The sequence below is a fragment of the Amycolatopsis sp. La24 genome, from assembly GCF_029087445.1.
Lineage (GTDB): Bacteria > Actinomycetota > Actinomycetes > Mycobacteriales > Pseudonocardiaceae > Amycolatopsis > Amycolatopsis nivea.
Genome location: NZ_JARACH010000004.1, coordinates 131,941 through 156,582 on the forward strand (window position 1 = coordinate 131,941; position 24,642 = coordinate 156,582).

Consider the following 24,642-nt stretch of genomic DNA (forward strand, 5'->3'; position numbering starts at 1 on the left):
AGCGCCGTGCCAGCTGAATACGGAAAGTGCGGCGAGGGCTATGGAAATCTGGGTCATCGTGGTGATCGCGGTCGTGGCCGTGATCCTGCTGTTCGGGCTCCTGCGGATCCTGTACAAGGTCGCGGAGCCGAACGAAGCGCTCATCATCTCCGGCTGGGGCGTCCGGGTCGAGCGCACCGAGACCGCCGACAGCCTCGGGTTCAAGATCGTCACCGGCCGCGGCGTGAACGTGCTGCCGGGCTTCCAGACCGCGCGCAGGCTGTCGCTGGACACCCGAGGGGTGAACCTGCAGGTCTCGTGCGTGACGAAACAGGGTCTGCCGGTCACCGTGCGCGCGGTCGTGATCTACAAGGTCGGCGACGACTTCGCGTCGATCGCGAACGCCGCCCGCCGGTTCCTCGACCAGCAGAAGGGCATGAACGACACCATCCACGAGCTGTTCTCCGGCCACCTGCGGTCGATCGTGGGCGGGCTGACCATCGAGGAGATGATCCACAACCGCGACGCGCTGACCGGCGAGGTCCGCCAGTCGTCGGCCACCGAGATGATCAAGCTCGGGCTGATCGTGGACTCGCTGCAGATCCAGGAGATCGACGACGAGTCCGGCTACATCGTCAACCTCGGCAAGCCGCACGCGGCCGCGATCGCCGCCTCCGCGCGGATCGCCGAGGCGCAGCGCGACCAGGAGGCCACCGAGGCCGAGCAGATCGCCGCCGCGCGCAAGGCGGGCGCGATCCGGGAAAGCCAGATCCAGCAGGCCGGGTACCAGGCCGAGGTGGACCAGGCCAAGGCGAAGGCGAGCCAGTCCGGTCCGCTGGCCGAGGCGACCGCGCGCCAGGAGGTCGTGGTCCAGGAGACCAGGGCCGCCGAACTCGAGGCGGCGCTGTCCGAGCAGCGGCTGCAGTCGCAGGTCCGCAAGCCGGCCGACGCGAAGGCGTACGAAACGCGCACCACGGCGGACGCGGAACGCGACGCGCAAATCGCCCGCGCGCAGGCACAGGCGAAGGAAACCGAGCTGCGGGCCGGCGCGGACGCGACCCGGGTCAAGACCGCGGCGGACGCCGAAGCGCAGGCCACGAAGGCACGCGCGGAAGCCAGCGCGAGTGCGACGAAGGCCACTGGCGAGGCGGAAGCGGCGGCGGCCAAGGCGAAGGGTCTCGCGGACGCCGAGGCGGCGAAAGCCAAGGGTCTGGCCGAAGCCGAAGCGGCGAAAGCGAAGGGGCTCGCCGAGGCCGAGTCGATCAAGGCGCGCGCGGCCGCACTGGCGGAGAACCAGGAGGCTGTGGTAGCACAACAGCTGGCCGAGCGCTGGCCGGAGATCGTCGAAGCGGGCGCGCAGGCCTTCGGCAATGTCGACCACATGGTGGTCCTGAACGGCGCGGACGGGATGTCGGACATGTTCACCAAGGCGCTCTCCCTCGGCGGCACGGGCCTCGGCCTCGCCCGCCAGCTGATGGACGCCATGGGCCCCAAGCAGTCCGGTTCCGACGGCAGCGTCGCCCCTCGCGAGGACTGATGAGCTTCTTCACGGACGGTCCTCGCGAGCGCCCCCTGTTCCCAGTGCGGGAACGGGAGCTGTTCGGCTACGAGGGCCGTCCGTGGACGGGCCCGCCCGCCGACCACATCGTGCCCGCGCTGGTGCCGTGGGCGACGCCGCTGGGCCGGTCCGAGCGCACCATCGTGGCGCTGCGCGCGGTCGAGGTGTGGCCGGAGGCGATGACGCTGCGGATCGCGGTGTATTCGCGCGACCGCATGGACGGCGCGCCGCTGATCGGCCACCGGCGCGTCCCGGACTACAACTCGCTGCTGGTCGGCGTGCTGTTCCCGGACGGCGGACGGGCCAGTTCCGAAACCGTTTCGGTGCCGAGCGCGGGCGAACCGCACGAGCCGGTGCTGCGCGTCGAGGAAGGCAGCGGGTCGGAGTTCCGCTACGAGCATCCGGTGTTCGTGTGGCCGCTGCCCAGCGCCGGTCCGCTGAAGGTGATCGTGCAGTGGCTCGACCGCGAGATCGCCGAAACGCACACCAAACTCGACGGCGGACGGCTGCGTGCCGCCGCCCTCGAAGCCAGCGAGCTGTGGCCCGGGCTGCCGAAGCGGCCGGGCAACGGCGTCGCGATGCGCCAGATCGCCGCCGAGGTCACCGAGGCGGGCGGCCCCGGCCCGGCCGCCGGGCCCGGTCTGCCGCAGCGGCGGCGCTCCACGGGCGAGTGAAATTTCGCGGAATTAGCGTCCTCGCAACATCACGGCCGTGCGCCGGTCACACCCGGGCGGTGTCGTTGCATTCGCCCTCGACGTCCGACGTTGGAAGGTGGACCATGGCGCCTGCCCCGCTCAGCTCGCTCGATGTCGCTTTTCTTTGCCTCTCCAGGGAAACCGCGCCGATGCAGATGGGCGCGGCGCTGGTTTTCGCGCCGGAGGAGGCGGTCGATCCGGACCGGCTGACCGCGCTGCTCGCGCGCCGGGCGGCGGATATTCCGCCGCTGCGCCGGAAAATCCGCGCCGGACTGTTCCCGCCCGGCTCCGCGACGTGGGTGGACGACCCGGATTTCCGGGCAGTGAACCACATCCGGCACCACCGGCTCACTACGCTGTACGACCCGGACCCGCTGCCGGAGTTCGCGGCGAGGTGGATCGCCGAACCGCTCGACCCGCACCGTCCGTTGTGGGAACTCACTGTGGTGACCGGCTTTCCGGACGGAAGCTTCGCGGTGCTGCTCAAATTGCACCACGCGTTGACTGACGGGGCGGGCGCGTACGCCGTCGCGGCGGGGCTTCTGGACGGATTGCCGATCCCGCAGCCCGCACCGGTGATTCCGCAGCCGCGTTCGCCGCTCAGCGCGGCGTGGGAGACAGCGGGAATCGCGTCGTCGGTGGTCCGGGCGGCGCGTCCGCCGTGCCTGCCGCTGGCCGCACCCGCCACCGCCGAACGACGCCTCGGTTTCACCCGGCTGGCGTCGGCCGATCTTCGCCGGATCCGGCGAACGCACGGCGGCACCACCAACGACGTCGTGCTCGCGGTGCTGTCGGGCGCGTTGCGCGAATGGCTCGTCAACCGCGGCATTCGCGCGACGGGACGGTCGGTGCGCGCGCTGATTCCCGTGAGCGTGCGCGGGAGGGCGGCTGAGCAACGGGGCGGGAACAAGCTTTCCGGCTATTTGTGCGATCTGCCGATCGGATTGGACGATCCGGTGCGGCGGCTGGCCGAAGTGCGCGCCTCGATGGCACGCAACAAAGCCGCTGGCCCTGCTCGCGGAGCCGGGGCGTTTCCGCTGCTGGCTGACCGGATGCCCGCAGCGCTGCACCGGCTCGGGACGCGGACTGCGGGGTTGGCCGCGCCACTGCTGTTCGACCTGGTGGTGACGACCGTTCCGGTGCCGCGCGCGCGGCACGCGCTCGATGGTGCGCCGTTGGCGGAGGTGTATCCGTTCGTGCCGTTGGCTCCGCGCCAGGCGGTGGGCATCGCGGTCGCGCCTTATCGCGACAGCGTCCACATCGGGCTGCAGGCGAACGCGGACGCGGTGGCGGACCTCGGCTCGCTGCGCGACGCGGTGGCCAAATCGGCGGCGGAACTGCTGGACGTCTCGTGAGTGTCTAGGCCGGTTCTCACCGGCCTAGACACTCACCAGCTGTGCTCAGCCGCGCAGCATCTCCGCCACGAGGAAGGCCAGTTCCAGCGACTGCTGGGTGTTGAGCCGCGGGTCGCAGGCGGTCTCGTAGCGGCCGGAGAGGTCGACGTCGGAGATTTCCTGTGCGCCGCCGAGGCATTCGGTGACGTCCTCGCCGGTCAGTTCGACGTGGATGCCGCCCGGGTAGGTGCCGAGCTTGTGGTGCACCTCGAAGAAGCCCTGGACCTCGTCGACGATGCGGTCGAAGTGCCGGGTCTTGTAGCCGGTGGACGACTCGTGCGTGTTGCCGTGCATCGGGTCGCACTGCCAGATGACCTTGTGCCCGGACGATTCGACCTTCTCCACGATGGCGGGCAGCACCTCGCGGACCTTGCCGTTGCCCATCCGGGAGATCAGCGTGAGCCGCCCCGGCTCGTTGCGCGGGTCGAGGCGCTCGACGTACTCCAGGGCCTGTTCCGGCGTGGTCGTCGGGCCGATCTTGAGGCCGATCGGGTTCGACAGCAGTTCGGCGAACGCGATGTGCGCGCCGTCGAGCTGGCGGGTGCGCTCGCCGATCCACAGGAAGTGCGAGGACAGGTTGTACAGCTTCGGGTTCGCCGCGTCGGCCTGGTCCAGCCGCAGCATCGCGCGCTCGTAGTCGAGCAGCAGCGCCTCGTGGCTGGCGAAGATCTCGGTGTACTGCAGCGACGTGTCGGTGACGCCGCAGGCGTTCATGAACCGCAGGCCGCGGTCGATCTCGGCGGCGAGCGCCTCGTACCGCTCCCCCGCAGGCGACGAGGACACGAAGTCCTTGTTCCAGTCGTGCACCTGGTGCAGGTCGGCCATGCCGGCCCCGGTGAGCGCGCGGACCAGGTTCATCGCCGCGCCCGCGTTCGCGTAGGCGCGGATCATCCGGCCCGGGTCCGGCACCCGCAGCTCCGGTTTGGCGACGAGCGAGTTGATGATGTCGCCGCGGTAGACCGGCAGCCCGAGCGCGTCGGTGCCGGACGAGCGCGGCTTCGCGTACTGGCCCGCGATCCGGCCGACCTTCACCACCGGCAGGCTGGCCCCGTAGGTGAGCACGACGGCCATCTGCAGCAGCGTGCGCAGGTTCGCCCGGATGTGCGGTTCGGTGTTGGACTCGAACGTCTCCGCGCAGTCCCCGCCCTGCAGCAGGAACGCCTCGCCGCGGGCCACCATGGCGAGCCGGCTCTTCAACCGGTCGATCTCGGCGGGCACGGTGATCGGCGGCACGCTCTCCAGCACGCCGCGCACCCGCTTGGCCAGCGCGGCGTCCGGCCACTCCGGCTGCTGCGCGGCGGGCAGCGACAAGGCGGTGTCGAGGCGGTCCCGCAGCTCAGGAGGCAACGGCGGCAGCTCGGGGAGAGTGTCTACGGGAACGTCGACTGTCCAGTTCACGCGTCTCAGGATAGGGTCTGCCGCCTTCGCCCGGGCCGGTGGGCGGCGAGGGTCACGCGTCCGGGGCGTCTTCGCGGTACAGGGCGCCGAATCGGTCGGCCACGTCCAGCAGACCTGCGAGTTCGGCTGTTTCAAGGGCTGGGACGATGACCGACCAGTGGTCGAGGCTGACCGCTTCGGCGAGGATCCGGCGGCGCTCGTCCGGCGGGGCGGCGGCGGAGATCTCGACCAGCAGACGGGCGCGGTCGTCGGCGGATTCGACGAGACGGGTCCGGGCGAGTGCGCCGGGCAGGTCGTGCTTGGCCAGTTCCGGCAGGAACGCCAGGGTGAGCCGGTCCCGTTCCTGATCGCTTTCGGCGCTCTCGAAGACACCCTCGGCCTGGTCGAGGTGCCCGGCCGCGGCCAGGCCGCGGACCAGGAGCCGCCGGGCAGACACCCGGAACGCCTCGTTCAGGTATCCGCACAGCTCGAGGGCCGCCGCGACCTCACCGCGCGCTGCCAGGTCCTCGATCGCGTCCTCGATCGCCAGCTCGGAGTTGTCCTCCTCGCGACCGGCGGCCACCAGTTCGACGACCTCGGCGGGGTCGCCCACCGCGGCCAGCATCACGATGGCCGCGCGCCGGTCGAGCCGCACGAACTCCCGGTCCGGGGACTTCTCCGCCATCCCGCTCCGCACGTACTCCGCGATCCGGGCCAGCGCGGCCCGGTCGCCGTCGGCCCGGAGCCTGCGGGCGAGCAGGACCACGGGTTCCCGCATCGCCGACCAGAATCCGACGCCGCGGATCAGCTTCTCGGCGATCAGCGGATCGCCCTTTTCCGCGAGAAGGCACGCCAGCGACTTGATTTCCTTCAGTCCCTGCCATTCCGAGCGCACCAGCGGGGCGAGCAGTTCGGCCCGGCGGACGTCGCCTGCCGCGACGACGGTTGTGCTCAGCGCACCGATCGCCGCTGCCGCCCGCGGATCGTCCGCCGCACGTCGGGTCATCGATTCGGCCCGCTCCGCAGCCTCGTGCGCGCGGGCGCGGTCCTCGGTCGCCAGCAGCGCATCCGCCAGGGACACGAACCGGTCCGCGTCGCTTTGCAGTTCGCGGGACGACCGGCGGGTGGAGAGGTGGCGGGCAGCCCACTGGAAGGCCTGGTCGGGCTGGCCCGCGGCCACGAGTGCCTGGACGAACCGGTTCACCGCGTCGCGCCGGGCGAAGGGGTCAGTCATCGCATCGAGCACCGCGGGAATGTCCACCAGCCTGCCCGCATCGGCCAGGAAATCGATCAGGACAGGCACCAACGTGTGCTCGCGGTGCGCCTCGGCGGATCTCGCGTCGACAGCTGCGACCGGGTCGTCCGCCGCGGCCAATTCAGCGGTGACGTCGAGGCGAAACAGCACTCCGGACGCGCCGTGCTCCTGTGCGAAGGCGCGTGCCCGCTCGACTTCGCCCCGCTGGACGAGCTGCTGCGCGATCTCCGCGAACGCCTTGTCCCGGCTCATATCGCGAGTCATCGCGCCGGCCAGTTCCGCAGCCGCGGCCACGTCGTCGACAGCCTGCACGGCCAGTTCGCTCAGTGTCCGGTCCCGGAGGTCTTCGCGGGAAATCTCCCTGGCCAGCTGCCCGGCCCGGGAGAGGTCCGGTTCGGCGACGGCGGCGATCCGCCGGCGTTGATCCGCGCTGACCCGCCCGGCGATCCGCTCGGCCGCGTCGGGCTTCCCGCCGTACCCCAACGCGACCGCAGTTTCCGCGAGCAGGGAGTCGCGCAGCTCCGGATCGTGCTCGTCGTCGGCCAGCTGCTCGGCTCGCTCCGGCTGTCCGGCGCGGACCAGCTCACCGGACAGCTCGAGCAGTGCCCGCCTGCGCGAAACGGGATCGGTCATGGACTGCGCGAGCGCCACGGCGTGGTCGAACTGCCCCAGCGCGGCCCACACCGCGGGCAAGCGCACCGGCGTGATCTTGTTGCGGTCGCGGAAATTGTCCCGGTACGTGTCGAGCATGACGAGCCGGACGAGGTCGGGATCGTTGGACGCGAGCAGAGCCGCGCGAGCGGTGTCCAGCTCCCCCATCGCGGCCAGGTCGCCGCCGGATACGTCCAGCAGGCGTTCGTGCCTCGCCGGGTCTCCGGCCAGGTCGACGAGAGCGGTCACGTCGCCGCTTTCCTGGACCAGCCGGAAGTAGCCGCGCAGCAGGAATTGGGGCGTGTCCGGCGGCCAGCCCGCCGACCGGTATCCGACGGCCCATTCGTCGATCGCCGCGCGGTACCGGGACAGTTCGCCACCGAGGGCTTCGACGGCCTCGCGTTGCAGATTCTCGTGGCCCAGCAGGAAAACCGCCGGGGCCTCGCGGGGTCGCCAATGCGCTGGGCGCCGGGTGAACGAACGACTCGCCACACTGTTCAGCACTCGTTCGACGTCGCGTGGGCGCCGCTGGGTCAGCTGCGCCAGGTCGTCGCTGCTGAGGCCGCCGCGAGCCGCGACGAGGAAACCCAGCAGGTCCTCTTGGTCGCGGAGCAAAGCGTCTAGCTCGTGCTCCATATCGGCCTTCGCCGCGACGGCTGCGGGCGAAGGTGCCAGGGAACGCTCGATTCCGGGAGCCCGCAACGGATGATCACCGCGGACGTCGGGCGGGACGCCGGGGTTGAGGCGGCTCGCGACGATCACGCGGAGACCGTTTTCGGGGAACGGCAGCAGCGCGGCGATGCTGTGGCCGCCGGAGCTGGCGCCGCGATCCTCGTCCAGGCCGTCGACGACCAGTACCAAACGCTCGCCGCGGTTCCGGCAGTGTGCGGCGGCTTCGGCGAAGACCGCGTTGAGGTTTCGCGCCTCGGGGTCTTTCGCCGCGCCCAGGACTTCGGCCAGTTGCTCCTGGACGACGTCTACGAACGCCTCACGCGTGTCGTCGCCAAGCGAACGCGCCGTGACGAAGAACGACACCACTCGCACTCCCTCGGGCGGCGAGAGAACGAATGAGGCCATCAGAGCCGACTTGCCGGTCCAGGGAGCCGCGCGCCACCACACGTACGCGGGAGCATCGTCCGGGGCGGTGCAGAACCGGGCGAGTTCAGCCAGTTCCGTTTCGCGGCCGACGAGCTGGTCCGGGGCTACCTGGCGCACCCATTGCCGGTAGCGGGACCGGGCGGGCGGAGCCGCGTGGACGACGACCGAGTCGGCGTGGCCCACCTGCACGACCTTGCCCGTGACCGGGCCAAGGACCTGGTTCGTGATCCGCTCGTCCACCTGGGCGTCCCCCTCCGACGCGGTTCAGCTTCGCACGAAGCGTGTCGGCCGGGTCACATTGGCTGGAAGGTGACACCGGTGTCAAGAAATAGCGTCGCTCCCGAACTGAGCCTGCCGCGGAAGGGACAAGCGAATGAGCACTGCCTTGGGATACCGGGCATTCGGCGCTGCCGACGTCCAGGAGTTCTTCGACCGGCCGGACCCGGCGCCCGGCCCCGCCGAGGTGCTGGTCCGGGTCGCGGCCGCCGGGGTGAATCCGCTCGATCATCTGCTGCGGTCCGGGCACGTCCCCGACCTGAACGGGCGCCTGCCGTTCCCTCAGGTCATCGGGATTGAAGCGGCCGGAACCGTGCTCGCCGCAGGAGAAGACGTGACCGGCCTCGACGTCGGCGACCGGGTCACCGGGTTCGCGCTGACCGGCGCGGGGACGTACGCGGAAACGACGCTGCTGCTCGGCGAGTCCACCGCTCGCATTCCCGACGCTCTCCCGTGGACCTGGGCGGCGACCATTCCCGTCGCGGGCACCACGGCGCTGGACGTGCTCGACCAGCTCGATCTGCCGAAGGGCGCGTCGCTTCTGGTGAACGGGATCGGCGGGGGCGTCGGCATCGCGTTGGCGCAGCTGGCGCGGGACCGGGGGCTCGTCGTTACAGGCACGGGCAGCACGGCCAAGCGGCCTCTCGCGGCGAAGTACGGCGCTGCGTTCGTCGACTACACGACGGAAAGCGTCGAGGGCAGTTTCGACGCCGTGGTCGACACCGTTGGCGGCCAGTCCCTTCGCGACGTCGCGCCGTTAGGGAAGAAGCTCGTCGCGGTCGGAGATCCGTCGGTGACCGAACTCGGCGGCGAGTTCGTCCGTCGTCGGCTCGATCGGGCGAGTCTGGAACGCGTCGCTGATCTGATGGCCGAAGGGCGGCTCGATCCGAACATCACCGGGACCTATCCGCTCGCACGGGCCCATGAAGCGTTGGCGCTGGTCGAGTCCCGGCACGCCGCGGGCAAGCTCGTCATCACCGTCTAGCACGAACTGCCCGCGCCCTGCCGATACCGCGTGTTCGCCTCGATCAGCACGTCCAGCGCGGCGCGGGCGTCGGCGAGGCGGGCGATGTCGGCGGTCAGCCGGTCGCGTTCGGACACCATGGTGGTGAAAGCGTCTTCGATGACGGCCGCGTCGTCGCTGTGCACGCAGGGCAGCAGCCGGGCGATCACCTTGCTGTGCAAGCCCGCGGCGAACAACCGGCGGATCAGTTCGACCCGTTCGACCTCGGTCGCCAGGTAATGCCGCTGCCCGCCCGCGGACCGGGTGCTGTGCACCAGGCCCTGCTGCTCGTAGTACCGCAGCGAGCGGGCGCTGACCCCGGTCTTCCGGGCTAATTCACCGATTCGCACGCTCTCCAGCGTAAAGAAACGGGCCCCGGCGCGCCGTTGCGCCGGGGCCCGAGCTCGAGCCGATCACACCACCGCGAGCGGCAATGCGGTCGGGTGCACCGGAGCGGGGAGGTCCGAAGCGCCGGTCAGGAAGGTGTCCACCGCGGCCGCCACCGAGCGGCCTTCCGCGATGGCCCACACGACCAGCGACGCGCCGCGGTGGGCGTCGCCGCAGACGAAGACCCCGGGGGTTTCCGTCTGCCAGTCCGCGCCGCACGACAGGGTGCCGCGGCGGGTCAGGGTCAGGTCGAGGCCTTCCAGCAGCGGCATTTCCTCGACGCCTTCGAAGCCGATCGCCAGCAGGACCAGGTCCGCGGGCAGCGTTTCGACCGCGTCGTTCACCGGGATGACCTCGCGGCGGCCGGTTTCCGGGTCCTTCTGCACGCGGACTTCCTGCAGTTCCACGGCTTTGACGTGGCCGTTGCCGTCGTCGACGAACTGCTTGACCGCCACCGCGAACTTCCGCTCGCCCGCCTCCTCGTGCGCCGGGTAGGTGCGCAGGATGTAGGGCCAGGTCGGCCACGGCGAACGCTCGTCGTCGCGGATTTCCGGCGGCGTCGGGTACTGGTCGAGCTGCGTGACCGACAGCGCGCCCTGCCGGGTGGCGGTGCCGTAGGAGTCCGCGCCGGTGTCGCCGCCGCCGATGATCACGACGTGCTTGCCGTTCGCGTCGACCGGGGACGGGCCGTCGCCCTCCACGAACTTGTTGGCGGGCACCAGGTGTTCCATCGCCAGGTGGATGCCCTGCAGCGATCGGCCCGGCGTGGTGCGGTCGTCGCGGCCGCGCAGGGCGCCGACGGCGAGCACGACCGCGTCGTATTGCGCGCGCAGGTCTTCCACCGACAGGTCGACGCCGACCTCGCAGCCGGTGACGAACTTCGTGCCCTCCTTGCGCAGCTGCGCGAGGCGCCGGTCGAGGACCTTCTTCTCCATTTTGAACTCGGGAATCCCGTACCGCAGCAGGCCGCCGAGCCGGTCGTCCCGTTCGAACACGGTGACCTCGTGGCCCGCGCGGGTCAGCTGCTGCGCCGCGGCGAGCCCGGCCGGGCCGGAGCCGACGACGGCCACCTTGCGGCCCGAGGACACCTCGGAGACCTGCGGCTGCACGTATCCGGCTTCCCACGACTGCGCCGCGATCGTCTCCTCGACGCGCTTGATCGCCACCGGCCCGCCGGACAGCGGCGAGATCGACAGCACGCAGCCCGCCTCGCACGGCGCGGGGCACAGCTTCCCGGTGAACTCCGGGAAGTTGTTGGTGGCGTGCAAGCGATCGCTGGCCGCCGTCCAGTCGCCGCGGCGGACGAGGTCGTTCCATTCCGGGATCAGATTGCCCAGCGGACAGCCGGAACCGCCGGAGTGGCAGAACGGGATGCCGCAGTCCATGCAGCGCGACGCCTGCGTGCGCACCTGCTCGTTGCGCTCTTCGGGCGCGACGTCCGCGTAGACCTCGCCCCACGAGGAAAGCCGTTCCTCGTAGGACTTCTTCTTCGGTTCTTGCCGTTCGTGCTTCAGAAAACCGGTGGGGTCAGCCACGAGCCGCCTCCATGATCGCTTCGTCGACATCGCGGCCGGCAGCGCGCGCTGCCTTCGCCGCATCGAGGACCCGCTGGTAGTCGCGCGGCATCACCTTGGTGAACGCCGCCGCGCGCCGGGTCCAGTCGCCCAGGAGCGACGCGGCCACGGCCGAGCGGGTGAGGTCGTGGTGCTGCTGCACGATCTGCTTGAGCCAGGCCAGATCCTCGGGAGCGGGCGGAAGCAGGTCCACCATCTCCCGGTTGACCTTCGCCGGGTCCAGGTCGAGCACGTACGCGCTGCCGCCGGACATGCCGGCCGCCAGGTTCCGCCCGGTCGGGCCGAGCACCACCGCGCGGCCGCCGGTCATGTACTCGAACGCGTGGTCGCCCACGCCCTCGGCCACGACTGTCGCGCCGGAGTTGCGGACGCAGAACCGCTCGCCGACCTGCCCGCGCAGGAACAGCTCGCCCGACGTCGCGCCGTAGGCCAGCGTGTTGCCCGCGATCGTCTGCTGTTCGGCGGCGAAGCTCGCTTCCGGATGCGGGCGGACCACGATCCGGCCGCCGGAGAGGCCCTTGCCGACGTAGTCGTTGGCGTCGCCGACCATTTCCAGCGTGATGCCGCGCGGCAGGAACGCGCCGAGCGACTGCCCGGCCGAACCGGTGAGCCGCACGTGGATCGTGCCCTCGGGCAGGCCCTCGCCGCCGTAGCGGCGGGTGATCTCCGAGCCCAGCAGTGTGCCGACGGTGCGGTTCACGTTGCGCACCGGCAGTTCCAGGCGCACCGGATGCGCGTCCTCCAGCGCCGCCTCGGCGAGCTGGATGAGCGTGCGGTCGAGTGCGTGCGCCAAGCCGTGGTCCTGCTCGCGCACGCGTCGCTTCGCACCGCCGTACGGCGTCTCCGCGGGCATCTCGAAGACCGGGCTGAGGTCGAGCCCGGAGGCCTTCCAGTGCTGCACGGCCTCGTCGGTGTCGAGCATCTCGGCGTGCCCGATCGCCTCGTCGAGCGTGCGGAATCCCAGCTGTGCCAGGGTTTCCCGCACTTCTTCGGCGACGAACTCGAAGTACCGCACGACGTGGTCGGCCTGTCCGGTGTAGCGCTTGCGCAGCTCCGGGCTCTGCGTGGCGACGCCGACCGGGCACGTGTCGAGGTGACAGACACGCATCATGATGCAGCCCGCGACCACCAGCGGCGCGGTCGCGAAGCCGTACTCCTCGGCGCCGAGCAGCGCCGCGATCACGACGTCGCGGCCGGTCTTCATCGCACCGTCCACCTGCACCGTGATCCGGTCGCGCAAACCGTTGAGCAGCAACGTCTGCTGCGTTTCGGCGAGCCCGATCTCCCACGGCGTGCCCGCGTGCTTGAGCGAGTTCATCGGCGACGCGCCGGTGCCGCCGTCGTGCCCGGAAATGAGCACGACGTCCGCGTGCGCCTTGGACACGCCCGCCGCGACCGTGCCGACGCCCAGCGAGGACACCAGCTTCACGTGGATGCGGGCCTGCTCGTTGGCGTTCTTGAGGTCGTGGATCAGCTGCGCCAGGTCCTCGATGGAGTAGATGTCGTGGTGCGGCGGCGGGGAAATCAGCCCAACGCCCGGCGTCGAATGCCGCGTGCGGGCGATCCACGGGTACACCTTGTTCGGCGGCAGCTGCCCGCCCTCGCCCGGCTTCGCGCCCTGCGCCATCTTGATCTGGATGTCGTCGGCGTTCACCAGGTACTCGCTCGTGACGCCGAACCGGCCCGACGCGACCTGCTTGATCGCGCTGCGCCGCTGCGGGTCGTAGAGCCGCTCCGGGTCCTCTCCGCCTTCGCCGGTGTTGGACCGGCCGCCGATGCGGTTCATCGCGATGGCGAGGGTTTCGTGCGCCTCCGCCGAAATCGAGCCGTACGACATCGCCCCGGTGTTGAACCGGCGCAGGATCGCCGACGCGGGTTCGACCTCGTCCAGCGGGATCGGCTCGCGTGCGCCGTCGCGGAACTTGAACAGCCCGCGCAGCGTGCCGCCCTCGCGGTAGAGCCGGTGCACCTCTTCGGTGTACTTGCGGTACACCTCGTCGCGCCCGGTCTTCGACGCGTGCTGCAGCAGGAACACCGTCTCCGGCGTGAACAGGTGCAGCTCGCCCTCGCGGCGGTACGCGTACTCGCCTCCGGTGTCGAGTCCACGATGGACCCGGTCGGTCGGGTTGTCCGGGTACGCCCGGCGGTGCCGTACCGCGACCTCCTCGGCGAGCACCTCCATCCCGACGCCGCCGAGCTTCGACGACGTTCCGGTGAAGTACTCGTCGAGCAGTTCCTGGCTCAGGCCAAGGGATTCGAAGACCTGCGCCGCGGTGTACGCGCCGACCGTCGAAATGCCCATCTTGGACATGATCTTCAAGACGCCCTTGACGAGCGCCTGCACGTAGCTGCGGACCGCCTTCGCCGGCTCGATGCCGGTGATCGCGCCCTGGCTGATCATGTCTTCGATGGTTTCGAAGGCCAGATACGGGTTCACCGCCGCCGCGCCGTAGCCCAGCAGCAGCGCGATGTGGTGCACCTCGCGGGCGTCGCCGGTCTCCACGACCAGCGCGACGCGCAGCCGTTCCTTGGTGCGCACGAGATGGTGGTGCACCGCGGAAACCAGCAGCAGCGACGGGATCGGCGCCATCCGGTGGTCGGAATCGCGGTCGGACAGCACGAGCGTGCGCGCGCCCGCCGCGATCGCCTCGGACGCGTCGCGCCGCACCCGCTCGATCGCCGCCGCGAGCGCGTCCGCCCCGCCGTCCACTTCGTACAGTCCGGAAAGGACAGTGCAGGCGAAACCGGGCAGATCGCCGTCGTCGTTGATGTGGATGAGCTTGGCCAGCTCGTCGTTGTCGATCACCGGATACGGGAGGTTCAGGTGCCGGCACGACGCGGGCCCCGGCGCGAGCAGGTTGCGCTCCGGACCCATGATCCGGCTCATCGACGTGACCAGCTCTTCGCGGATCGCGTCCAGCGGCGGGTTGGTCACCTGCGCGAAGTTCTGCTTGAAATAGTCGTACAGCAGCCGGGAACGCTTGGAGAGCACCGCTACCGGGGTGTCCGACCCCATCGACCCGATCGGCTCGGCCCCGTTGGCGGCCATCGGCGCGAGCAGGATCTTCAGTTCTTCTTCGGTGTAGCCGAAAGCGAGCTGGCGGCGCAGCACCGAATCGTGGCTCTGCACGACGTGGTCGCGGTCGGGCAGCTCGGCGATCTTCAGCAGGCCGGCGTGCAGCCAGTCGCTGTACTGCTGCTTGCGCGCCAGCGCGGACTTGACCTCTTCGTCGTCCACGATCCGGCCCGCGGCGGTGTCCACGAGGAACATCCGGCCCGGCTGCAACCGGCCCTTCGCGACGACGTTTTCCGGTGCCACGTCGAGGACTCCGGCCTCGCTGGCGAGCACCACGCGGTCGTCGGCGGTGCGCCACCAGCGCGCCGGGCGCAGCCCGTTGCGGTCGAGCACCGCGCCGACGAGCGTGCCGTCGGTGAAGGTGACGCACGCCGGGCCGTCCCACGGCTCCATCAGGCTGGCGTGGAACTGGTAGAAAGCGCGCCGTTCCGGATCCATCGAGGTGTGGTTCTCCCACGCCTCCGGGATCATCATCAGCACCGCGTGCGGCAGCGAGCGGCCCGCGAGGTGGAGCAGCTCCAGCACCTCGTCGAAGGACGCCGAGTCCGACGCGTCGGCCGAGCAGATCGGGTACAGCCGGGAAAGATCGCCCGGGAGCAGATCGGATTCGAGCAGCGCCTCGCGGGCGCGCATCCGGTTGCGGTTGCCGCGGATCGTGTTGATCTCGCCGTTGTGGGCCACGAACCGGAACGGGTGCGCGAGCGGCCACGACGGGAAAGTGTTGGTGGAGAACCGGGAGTGCACGAGCGCGATCGCGCTCGCGAGCCGGGAATCGCGCAGATCGGGGAAGAACCGCGGCAGCTGCTCGGGAGTGAGCATGCCTTTGTAGACGATCGTGCGCGCGGACAGCGACGGGAAGTACGTGCCGCAGCCGGAAGCGAGGCTCTCGTGCTCGACGCGCTTGCGCAGGCAGAAGGCCAGCCGGTCCAGCTCCAGGCCGGTTTCGCCGTGCGGGGACGACACGAACAGCATCGCGAAGCGCGGCATCACCGAACGCGCGGTGGGGCCGATGTCCGCGCCGTCGGCGTCCACCGGGACCTCGCGCCAGCCGAGGACGGCGAGCCCTTCCTCGGCCGCGATCCGTTCGGCGAGCCCGATCGCCTTGCGGCGCTGCTCGTCGTCGGAGGGCAGGAAAGCGATCCCGGCGGCGTAGGCGCCGGTGGGAGGCAACGGGAAACCCGCCTCGGCGCGCAGCAGTTCGTCGGGCAGCTGCAGCAGGATCCCGGCGCCGTCGCCGCTCGTCGGCTCGGCTCCCGCGGCTCCGCGGTGGTCGAGATTCGTGAGCGCGGCGAGACCGTCGGTGACGATGCCGTGCGTGCGGCGGCCCTGGACGTCGGCGACCATGGCGACGCCGCAGGAATCCTGCTCGGTGTCCGGGTCGTACAGACCCTGCTTGCCGGGGATGGCGGAGAAGATCATGGAAAAGGGACCTCCTTCGTCGTTTCGTGCGGTGGCCGGCGAACCGGCCGCGGGGAGCGCACGGGACGACGATGGCCCGCTTGTTAGCGCGACTTTAACACCTGGGAAACACCCCAGCAGCGCCTCGGAGCTCCCCGAACGGGGAAGAACGGTAACGATCCGGCAGCGCGGAACGACATAGTTCCGGATGGGTCCTGAGATGCTTCGGTCCGCGAAGCATAAGCCCCGGGGCCGCCTCGCGCACCCGGCACGTGACGAAGTCGATGCGCCCGCTTCGTCCCCTTCGCCCGATCTTCCCAGGTAATCGCACAAATTTCGGGGAACCGCCCACGCCCGGTGATCGTCGGTTGCCATAGTGTTCGGCAACCGAATAGCTCACGGGGAGGGCGGTTTCTTTCATGTCCGGCATAGAAGTCGACGTCGAGACGATGAACCAGTACGCCGAGGTGCTCGACAGCCTCCACGAGAAGATCAGCAAGATCAACGACTACATGCGCTCCACCGCGTGCGACACGTCCGGGTTCACCGGCCTGTTCGTGGTGCTGCAGCCGGTGGTGCAGCTGGTCGCGAACCTCTACGGCGGAACGCTCGACTTCGGCCACTCGCGGCTGACCTCGCTGTCGGACGGGGTCAAGCAGGCGGCGCAGGCCTACGCGCACCACGACGCCAATTCCGCGCAGCTGCTCCAGCAGTTCATCGACCAGTTCGACGGCATCGACTCCGGCCGCGGCGCGGCCTGATGCGCATCCGCACCGCACGGTTCTGACGAGGGGGAAAAGACATGGCACGGCACGGCGGAGGGCATGGCGGCGGCCACGGCGGCGGCCACCACTCCGGGGGATCGGGGACGACGCATCCGCCGTCCCATCCCGGCGGCAACCAGCCGCACCCCGGGAACCAGCCGCATCCGGGAAACCAGCCGCATCCCGGCAACCAGCCGCCTCCCGGCGGCCATCAGCCCACCCATCCGGGAGGGAACCAGCACCCCGGCACCGGCCCGGACGGACGCCGTCCGTCCGGAGGGGACGACGGGACGCATCCGAGCGGCACCGGGGGAAACTCCGGCGACGGCAACGGCCGGGACGGTCGCGACGGCCGAGACGGCCGTGACGGTCGGGATGGTCGTGACGGCCGCGACGGTCGCGACGGCCGTGACGGTCAGGACGGCGGCGACGGCCGGGATGGCCGGGACGGCGGCGGAGAAGGCGGCGACGAGCGGGGCCGCGACCGCGGCAACGAGGGCGGCGACGAAGGCGGCGGCCGGGGCGGCGACGAGGGCGGCTCCGGCGACGAAGGCGGTGACGGGGGCGGCGAAGGCGGCGACGAGGGCGGTTCCGGCAGCGAAGGCGGCGGCAACGGCGGCGAGGGCGGCACCGGGGCTTCGGGCGGTGAGCCCGGCGGGGTTCCCGGCGGCACCGGCGACTTCGACCGCGGCGATTCGATCGTCGAACTGCTGCAGCCGCCGGAAGACACCTCCGGCGAGGACATCCAGGCGCTGGTGCAGGACGCCGGCGTCGAGGTGATGGCCGTCGAGTGGGTGTACCAGAAGTTCACCGGCACCACGCTCACCCAGCAGTTCATCGAACCGCTCACCGGCGATTTCTCGAAGATGTCGGCCGACGCCGAGGCGTGGCGCAACATCTCCGAGGCGATGAAGGCGTTCTCCGAGGTGATGGTCGCCAACGAGAAGACCGTCAGCGATTCCTGGCACGGCATGGCTTCCTTGGAGCACAAGGCCTACGTGCAGGCCGGGTGGCGGGCCGGGCTCGCCGCCGAGGCCGGGATCGCGTCGCTGATCGCCAAGGGTTTCGACCTCCTGTCGGACACGTCGAAGAAGCTCGCGGCCAAGGCGCTCGACCTGCTGAAGAGCCTGATCGACCGGCTGCTGGTGATGGCCGCGGAGGCGTGCGTCCCGATCGCGGGCTGGATCGCCGACGCGATCACCGCGTTCAGCGAACTGCTCCCGCTGATCAACGCCCTGATCTCGATCATCGAGATGATCCAGGACATCATCACGAAGGTCCAGGACATCTGGAACTCGATCAAGGACATCGGGTCGCAGCTGCAGAAGATCAAGGACGTCGGCAGCATCGGCGATCTCGTCGACATCGCGAAGAACATCGGCGGCGACGTCGGCGACATCAAGGACAACGCCAAGGGCATCGGCCAGGACGCCAAGGACGCCGTGCAGGCGGGCAAGGACGGCGTCCACGAGTCGCGCGAGGCGCACGCGGAAAACCGGCGCTCGCGCGAAGGCGGAGACGACGAAGGCGACCGCACGTCCGGCGACGAGGGGAACGGCGACCGCCGCTCCGGCGACGAGGGCGACCGGTCGCAGGGTTCCGGCGAGCGCGGGCAGAACCAGCGGTCCGAACCGGACGGTCCGCAGCACCAGCCCCCGCAGAACCAGCAGCACCACCAGCCGCCCCAGCAGCCCAGCCACCCGCCGTCCCAGCCGAACCACCCGCCCGCGAACCATCCGCCGTCCCATCCGCCCCGGCGCTCGGCGAGCGGCCGGATCCACGGCCGCATCGACTAAGGAGGAACTGCCGAGATGTCCTATCCCGTCACCGCGGACGATTCGTGGAAGACGCCCGAGCTGCGGGAGGCCGAGGCCGCGCTCGACCGGACGGTCCGCAAGTCCCAGCAGCTGCTGAAGGACCTGGAGAAGATCAAGCTCCGCCCGCTGCCCAAAACCGACACCCCGGAACGGATCGAGGCGATCAAGCGGGCCGCCTCGCGTCCGGACGCGCCCGCTCAGCTGCGGCTGGTCAAGCGGAAGGTCGAAGCGGGCGAATTCTCCTGGGAGGACGTCGCCGCCGGCCGGGCGTTCGCCGACCCCGAGGTCCGCGCGCTCGCCGACGAGAAGCTCAGCGAGGCCAAGGACATCCTCGAGGAACTGGAGGAGGGCCAGAGCCCCGAGGAGATCCTCGAGGCGCGCACCGGCGGCGCCGGGAACCCGTTGTCGGACACCGGAAGGTCGACGTATCCGGACACGCCGGACAAGCCCGCCGGGTTCTCCGCCGCGGACCCCCTGGCGTCCAGCGGCCGTCCACAGCCGCCGCCCCCGCCCGCGCCGGAGCCCGCGGAATACTCGAACGACAATCCGCTCGTCGACCGGACTCCGCCGCCCCCGCCCCCGCCCCCGGCGCCGGCTCCGCCTCCGGAGAAGGAAGCACCGCCCGCTCCGCCTCGGCATCGCGCCCCGGAACCGGAGCCGGAGGACGATTTCGCCGATCCGCTCGCCAATCGAGGCGACCGGCCGAAGCGGTCGGCACCGCAGCCGCCGCCGTCGTCGGGCCGCCGTGCCCGGCGTCAGGACTCCGGCAATGACGACGACTACTTCGGCGGTTCGTTCCTCAGCTGAACCCCGGTGCCGCGCTCCGAGGACGTCCGTGAGGGGAACCCTGAGGGACTCTGATTCCGTCAGGGTTCCCTTCACGAACCTCGGCCGACCACACGAAAAGAGGTCCCCGCCCAATCCGGGCGGGGACCTCTTTTCCGGCTCTGCGCCTAAGACTTCTCGGACTTGCCGTTCTCGGCTGGGGAAGAACCGGCGTCCACAGTGTCCTCCGCGGCCTTCTCGTCCGGTTCCGGCTTCTCCCCCGCGTCGCCCGATTCGGACTCGACGGCGGCGTTCCGCTCGTCTCCCTTGCTGCGCAACGTCTCCGGGGCCTCGCGCGGACCGCGTTTGGCCGCGACGACGAAGTACGCCATCGCGCCGATGAACAGCAGGATCGAGGTCCACACGTTGACCCGCAGGCCGAGGATGTGGTTGGCGGTGTCGGTGCGCATCAGCTCGATCAAGCCGCGGCCGACGGTGTAGCCCGCGACGTAGAGCGCGAACGCGCGGCCGTGGCCGAGCTTGAACTTGCGGTCCGCCCACACCACGAGCAGGGCGATCAGCAGGTTCCAGATCAGCTCGTACAGGAACGTTGGGTGCACCGGGCTTTCCGGCAGCGGGATGTGCCCGGTCGCGACGCCGCCGAGGGCGTCCGGGGCGCCGGTGGCCGGGTCGAAGCGCTGGTAGATCTCCAGGCCCCACGGCAGGTCGGTGTGCGCGCCGTACAACTCCTGGTTGAAGTAGTTGCCGAGCCGCCCGATCGCCTGCGCGACGATGATGCCGGGCGCGATCGCGTCGGCCATCGCGGGCAGCGGGATCCCCCGGCGGCGGCAGGCGATCAGCGCGCCGACGGCGCCGAGCGCGACCGCGCCCCAGATGCCGAGCCCGCCGTCCCAGATCGCGAAGGCGTTCCAGGGGTTCTTGCCCTCGGTGAAGTACAGCTCCGGGTCGGTGATGACGTGGTAGAGCCGGCCGCCGACCAGGCCGAACGGCACCGCGAACACCGCGATGTCGAGCACCGTGCCCTTGGTGCCGCCCCGGGCCTCCCAGCGCCGCTCGCCCCACCAGATCGCGACGATGATGCCGGCGATGATGCAGAGCGCGTACGCCCGGATCGGGATCGGGCCCAGGTGCCAGACGCCTTGGTCGGGGCTCGGGATCGTGGCCAGGAATGCTGCGGAGTACACGCGGCCACCGTAGCGCGTCGGGCCCCGGTCGTGGTCCCGGTGCCGCGGAACCCTTAGTCAAGACCCGGTCACAGCCCGGTCACGGCCGCCTCCGGGTACTCCAGGTCCGAGGCCGCGGCCAGGTATCCGGCGAGCAGCGCGTCCGCGACCTGGCCGACCGCCGCGTCCTCGGGCAGGAACGTTTCGCCGTGCAGGCTGGGCGCGCCCGCGGTCTCGCCGAGTCCGACGAACAGCATCAGGCCGCGGACGCCGTCGCCGCAGTAATGCGCGAAATCGTCCGCGCCGAAAGACCGGAAATCGACGTCCACGTCCGCGCCGCCGCGTTCGAGCCAGGTCCGTGCGGCAGCGGCCAGCGCCGGATCGTTGACCAGGACCGGTTCGCACGGGCTGATCCGGAGGTCGGCAGTGCAGCCGTACGCGCGGGCGGTGGCGTGCACGACCTCGTCGAGCGCCTCCAGCGCACGTTCGCGGTCGCTCGCGCGCATCAGCCGCAGCGAGCCGAACGCGGACGCCGAATTCGGCACGACATTCGCCGCGGTGCCCGCGCTGAGCCTGCCGATCGTGCAGACCGCACCGTGCATCGGGTCGATCCGGCGGCTCGCGATCTGCTGCAGGCTCACCACCAGTTGGCTGAGCGCCAGCACCGGGTCGCGCAGCAAATGCGGATACCCCGCGTGCCCGCCTTCGCCGTGCACCACGACCTCGAACTCGTCCGTGGACGCGTTCACCGGCCCCGGCGCGGCCGAAACGACGCCGTACGGCAGCCGCGGCTGGACGTGCGCGCCGATGACGGTGTCGACGCCGCGCTCCTCCAGAATGCCCGATTCGACCAGGTCCAGCGCTCCGGACGGCGACGTTTCCTCACGCGGTTGCAGGATCGCGTACAGCGGGCGCGGGAGTTCGACGCGCCGCGCCGCTCGGCAGACCGCGGTCAAGGCGGCGAGGTGGACGTCGTGGCCGCAGGCGTGCATGAGGCCGGTTTTCGCGGCCCATTCGACGCCGGTGCGCTCTATTACCGGCAGCGCGTCGAGTTCGGCACGCAACGCTACGGCTGGGCCGGGGTGCGGTGCGGCGATCTCGATCAGCCGCCCGGTCTTGGCCACTCGCTCGCCTTCGCCTAACGCCGCCGACACGATCCGCGCGGTGTCGTCTTCGTCGCCGGACGCGCGCGGGTCGGCGTGAATCCGGTGCCGCAACTCGACCGCAGCGGGCAGTTCCTCGGCCAACGCCGCGCGCCAAGCCTCGACCAGGTCCTTCATTTCCGCTCCAGCCGGTAAATCCGGGCCGCGTTCTCGTGGCCAGCCAGGCGGGCCAGCCGGATCGCGTCTACTTCGGACAGTGCGTCGGCGGCGAGGGCGGTGCGGAGGAAGTCGGACAGTCCTTGCCGGAACAGCGCGGTGCCCAGGTGATACAGCTCGGCCAGGCCGAACGCGTCCGTGGAGAACAGCAGCTTCCCGAACGGCGCGAGTTCCAGCGTCTCGGCCAGGATCGCGGGGGCGCGGAAGCCCGCGTTGTGGGTGACGAGGCCGACGTCGACGAAAACGTGCTCGAAGACTTGCGCCAGGTAGGCGGCGTTGCGGTGGAACGGGTAGTTGTGCAGCAGCAGGACCGGGACGCCCGCGTCGCGGGTCGCGCGCAGCAAACCGGTGAGCCGCAAGGGATCGCAGCGGTGGAGGTCGATGTCGGAGTCTCCGTAGCCGACGTGGAATTGCACGGGCAGCCGCCGGTCGATACCGGCCCAGATCAGGTGGCGGTGCAGCACCTCGTCAGCCAGCCGGACCGGTTCGCCCGCCTCGATCCGGGACAGCCAGCGTCCGGCGGCGGCTTCGACCTCGGCCGGAGCCGGACGTTCCCCGGACAGCTCCAGCCCGACCCGGTACGCCGCGATCGACTTCACGCCTACCGCGGTGGCGGTGCGACGGTCGAGCTCGGCAGCGAAGTCCTCGGCGAAACCAGTGGCGCTGGTGCCGCGGATGACGTCTTCGGCGACCTGTTCGAGCCGGACGATGTCGTGCGCGCGGGCGTCGGCCAGTGCGGCGAAGTCTGGCGTGGTGGTGAGGGATTCGGGGAGGAAACCGCCGTCCAGCAAGTAATCCGTGCTGCCGGTGCTGCGAAGGAACCGCCGGTTGACCTCTTGCGCACCCAGTTCGTCACGGCGCGCGAGATACTCGTCGGCCGGGGCGTGTTTCGGCAGGTCGAGGATCGGCGCACAGCGTTCGCGCACGGCGAGACCGATGAGCGAATCGAAGAGCGACGTCCCCAGCGTCGACACGCTGTCCGCCTCGGTCAGCATCCGCTCGAACCCGTCGCGGTCGACGCCGCCGGTGCGCACGCCGTGGCAGTGGTGATCGACCAGCGGCAGGTCCGCGACGAAATCCAGCAGATCGGTCATGCCTCTCCTTCAGCGAGCCTCTCCCCCACCCTACGGGCGAATCCGGGCGCCAACGCGACAGCCAGCACGACCACCACGCCCGCTGGCCTAGTCGCCCCGGGCCTTCATCACCATGTCGGTATAGGACTGCTCGACCGCGTCGTCCTCGCCGACGCCGAGCCCGTCGAGCACCTCGCGCAGCGACCGCAGCGCTTCCGGCAACTCGTCTCGCTCGGCCATCGTTTCCAGTTCGATGAACGTCTGCCCGGCCAGCTCAGGGACCGTGACGACGGTGGCAAGCATTTCCCGCCCATCAGCGGTGAAACTGTAGTTCTCGCAACGCTTTTCGAGTGAGACCAGCTCCACCAACCCCAGCGCGTCGAAGATCGTCGCCATGACCGCGGGATCGTCGGCGGCCGTCTCGTGCTCCGGCTTGGACCGCGAGGACGCGTCCACCGGCGGCTCTTTGTAGGTCACCACGGTTCGCTGCTGCCTGCCGGTCGTGATGGTGCGCACGCGCAACTCGTAGCCATCCCGATCCATCGAGTGGTCAGGACGGTCATAGTAGGTGTCAGCGTAGACCGAGCGCACCGGCTTGGCCCGTTCGGCAAGCTCCGCCCGCACGCGATCGGGGTTCCGGACGACGGCGGTCAGCTCAGCCTCTATCGACACTCGGCACCTCCCTAGACGACGCGGCGTGCGGTCCGCCGCAGCTCGTCCATGAACCTACGGAAGCCGCGGTGGAGTGCGCCATGCGGCGACCCGGTGATCTTGTACATCGGCGACGTGTGCCCCTCGTGGCTGTTGCCGAACGCCGACACGAACAACGTCGAGTCCAGGCCGATCACCCGCCACGTCGGCAACACGTCATAGGTGTGCGCCTCGACTTCCGCCCCCTCGTCGGCGAGGTCGTGCAGCAGTTCGATCGACAGCCGGATTCCGGCGGAGAAGCTGCCCCATTTCTCGCCGATCTCAGCAGCGCGACGCTCCGCCGCCTCTCCGTCGGGATCGAGCAGGAGCACCCGCACAGACGCCGCGCGTTGCCGGACGTGGGTGCGCAACAGCGAGTCGTTCATGCCGAGGATGCCGAGCCCGCGCACGGCCAGCACATCGACTTCGGTCGCTTCGCCGGCCCTCTGCTCGATCTCCGGCCGCGCCCTGGACTGCGAGGGGAACACAGCCAGGATCTCGGCCCGCCCGCTCGCACCGAGGTGGTCGAGCCCAGCCGGGTGGACGGGTGCCAGGCCGAGCAGCATTCGCGCGTCGTCGGGCATCTCCAGCCCGTCAGCGATCCGTTCGAACAGCTGCAGAGCGGTCACGGTCCGGCTGCCGCGCACGATCTCCGACACGCGGCCTTGCAACAGTCCGACGGCGACAGCGATCCGGCTTTGGCTCGCGCCGGTGTAGCGCTGCACAGCTTGCAGCAATGCGCCGATGTCGCGTGCCTTCAGAGCATCCCGCACGTCGGAGCGTCGCCACGCCCAGTCCGGCAACGCCAGCGGTCCGCCTCTGGGGTTCGGCTCGGCCATCTCACGATGGTACTTCTCAAGGTGAGATACCCGTTGAGGGATGGGTCCGGCGCCGTCCGTAGTCGAACGTTGAGATCATGACCAAGCGAACAGGGCGCGTGCGAGCCGGGGAAATACGCACTCATGCGACGCACACGTCGGATCTGGCGTTGCGAGTGCACGCTGACCCGACCGCCGCGTTCCGGCGGACAGTGCATCGCTACGGGAAACGAGAGTTGGCCGACCCGTCTGTTCGGTGGCTGATCCCATGGTGCTCGGTCGATGACGCCTACCCGGAGCGCCACGAACGCGACGAACTCGCCTCGACCGGATTCGCCGGTGTCGAATGGTGCAGCGGTTGCACCGGGCTGGATACGCAATGAGCGCGGCGAGGCCCCGACTCCGAAGCCGCGGTTACCAGCGCCGCTATCACCCCGAGGACCAAACCGGCATCAATCCCTTGTATCTGTTCACCAATTGGTTGCGCCAGG

18 protein-coding genes are annotated in these 24,642 nt (G+C 70.3%); 8 read left to right on the forward strand and 10 right to left on the reverse strand.

Features of this window, described 5'->3' with window-relative positions:
- Positions 1-40 precede the first annotated feature (40 nt).
- The 3 genes from PUT80_RS07315 to PUT80_RS07325 all read left to right on the forward strand — a co-directional run bounded on the left by PUT80_RS07315 (position 41) and on the right by PUT80_RS07325 (position 3,587).
- The gene (locus PUT80_RS07315) at positions 41-1,516 is read left to right on the forward strand and encodes a flotillin family protein (RefSeq protein WP_037809691.1); all 1,476 of its coding nucleotides are present in this window, start codon (positions 41-43) and stop codon (positions 1,514-1,516) included.
- A complete protein-coding gene (locus PUT80_RS07320) occupies positions 1,516-2,211 on the forward strand; it encodes a hypothetical protein (protein ID WP_037809689.1) in 696 nt (231 codons plus the stop codon). The genes PUT80_RS07315 and PUT80_RS07320 overlap by 1 nt, the downstream gene beginning before the upstream one ends.
- A gap of 104 nt (positions 2,212-2,315) precedes the next feature.
- Entirely contained in the window at positions 2,316-3,587 is a 1,272-nt protein-coding gene (locus tag PUT80_RS07325; RefSeq protein ID WP_275291471.1) for a wax ester/triacylglycerol synthase domain-containing protein, read from the forward strand.
- A gap of 45 nt (positions 3,588-3,632) precedes the next feature.
- Here the strand turns inward: PUT80_RS07325 and PUT80_RS07330 are convergent, their stop codons facing one another.
- Together PUT80_RS07330 and PUT80_RS07335 are read right to left on the reverse strand one after the other, a co-directional pair.
- A complete protein-coding gene (locus PUT80_RS07330; RefSeq protein WP_037809686.1) occupies positions 3,633-5,024 on the reverse strand; it encodes a 3-deoxy-7-phosphoheptulonate synthase class II in 1,392 nt (463 codons plus the stop codon).
- 52 nt (positions 5,025-5,076) lie between these two features.
- Positions 5,077-8,247 carry a hypothetical protein gene (locus PUT80_RS07335; RefSeq protein ID WP_275291472.1) on the reverse strand — a complete coding sequence of 1,057 codons (3,171 nt, stop codon included), beginning with the start codon at positions 8,245-8,247 and terminating at the stop codon, positions 5,077-5,079.
- A gap of 133 nt (positions 8,248-8,380) precedes the next feature.
- Between PUT80_RS07335 and PUT80_RS07340 the strand changes: the two genes are divergently transcribed.
- A complete protein-coding gene (locus PUT80_RS07340) occupies positions 8,381-9,268 on the forward strand; it encodes an NADP-dependent oxidoreductase (protein ID WP_275291473.1) in 888 nt (295 codons plus the stop codon).
- On the opposite strand, the gene PUT80_RS07345 is transcribed toward PUT80_RS07340, so the two are convergent.
- The 3 genes from PUT80_RS07345 to gltB form a co-directional block, all read right to left on the reverse strand.
- Entirely contained in the window at positions 9,265-9,636 is a 372-nt protein-coding gene (locus PUT80_RS07345; protein WP_037809681.1) for a MerR family transcriptional regulator, read from the reverse strand. The two genes, PUT80_RS07340 and PUT80_RS07345, sit on opposite strands and share 4 nt — an antisense overlap.
- Positions 9,637-9,699: 63 nt before the next feature.
- Positions 9,700-11,208 (reverse strand): glutamate synthase subunit beta, encoded by a 1,509-nt coding sequence (locus tag PUT80_RS07350; RefSeq protein WP_275291474.1) that lies wholly within the window; start codon positions 11,206-11,208, stop codon positions 9,700-9,702.
- A complete protein-coding gene (gene gltB, locus PUT80_RS07355) occupies positions 11,201-15,742 on the reverse strand; it encodes a glutamate synthase large subunit (protein ID WP_275291475.1) in 4,542 nt (1,513 codons plus the stop codon). The genes PUT80_RS07350 and gltB overlap by 8 nt, the downstream gene beginning before the upstream one ends.
- 398 nt (positions 15,743-16,140) lie before the next feature.
- Between gltB and PUT80_RS07360 the strand changes: the two genes are divergently transcribed.
- The 3 genes from PUT80_RS07360 to PUT80_RS07370 are packed head-to-tail and all read left to right on the forward strand — an operon-like array spanning position 16,141 to position 19,109.
- Entirely contained in the window at positions 16,141-16,482 is a 342-nt protein-coding gene (locus PUT80_RS07360; RefSeq protein WP_037809678.1) for a hypothetical protein, read from the forward strand.
- Between the two features lie 41 nt (positions 16,483-16,523).
- Entirely contained in the window at positions 16,524-18,281 is a 1,758-nt protein-coding gene (locus PUT80_RS07365) for a hypothetical protein (protein WP_275291476.1), read from the forward strand.
- Between the two features lie 15 nt (positions 18,282-18,296).
- Complete coding sequence (locus PUT80_RS07370) at positions 18,297-19,109, forward strand: hypothetical protein (RefSeq protein WP_275291477.1); 813 nt, start codon at positions 18,297-18,299, stop codon at positions 19,107-19,109.
- Positions 19,110-19,255: 146 nt separating this feature from the next.
- Here PUT80_RS07370 and lgt read toward each other — a convergent pair whose 3' ends face one another.
- The 5 genes from lgt to PUT80_RS07395 all read right to left on the reverse strand — a co-directional run bounded on the left by lgt (position 19,256) and on the right by PUT80_RS07395 (position 24,172).
- Positions 19,256-20,272, reverse strand: coding sequence for a prolipoprotein diacylglyceryl transferase (gene lgt / locus PUT80_RS07375; protein ID WP_037809675.1), 1,017 nt, complete (start codon positions 20,270-20,272; stop codon positions 19,256-19,258).
- A gap of 68 nt (positions 20,273-20,340) precedes the next feature.
- Positions 20,341-21,531, reverse strand: a complete 1,191-nt coding sequence (locus PUT80_RS07380) for a M20 family metallopeptidase (protein WP_275291481.1) — start codon at positions 21,529-21,531, stop codon at positions 20,341-20,343.
- Positions 21,528-22,664, reverse strand: coding sequence for an amidohydrolase family protein (locus PUT80_RS07385; RefSeq protein WP_275291482.1), 1,137 nt, complete (start codon positions 22,662-22,664; stop codon positions 21,528-21,530). The genes PUT80_RS07380 and PUT80_RS07385 overlap by 4 nt, the downstream gene beginning before the upstream one ends.
- Positions 22,665-22,751: 87 nt before the next feature.
- Positions 22,752-23,315, reverse strand: a complete 564-nt coding sequence (locus PUT80_RS07390) for a CYTH domain-containing protein (protein WP_275291483.1) — start codon at positions 23,313-23,315, stop codon at positions 22,752-22,754.
- Between the two features lie 11 nt (positions 23,316-23,326).
- Positions 23,327-24,172, reverse strand: a complete 846-nt coding sequence (locus tag PUT80_RS07395) for an XRE family transcriptional regulator (protein ID WP_275291484.1) — start codon at positions 24,170-24,172, stop codon at positions 23,327-23,329.
- 77 nt (positions 24,173-24,249) lie between these two features.
- On the opposite strand from PUT80_RS07395, the gene PUT80_RS07400 reads away from it, so the two are divergent.
- The gene (locus PUT80_RS07400) at positions 24,250-24,534 is read left to right on the forward strand and encodes a hypothetical protein (RefSeq protein ID WP_275291485.1); all 285 of its coding nucleotides are present in this window, start codon (positions 24,250-24,252) and stop codon (positions 24,532-24,534) included.
- Positions 24,535-24,642 lie beyond the last annotated feature (108 nt).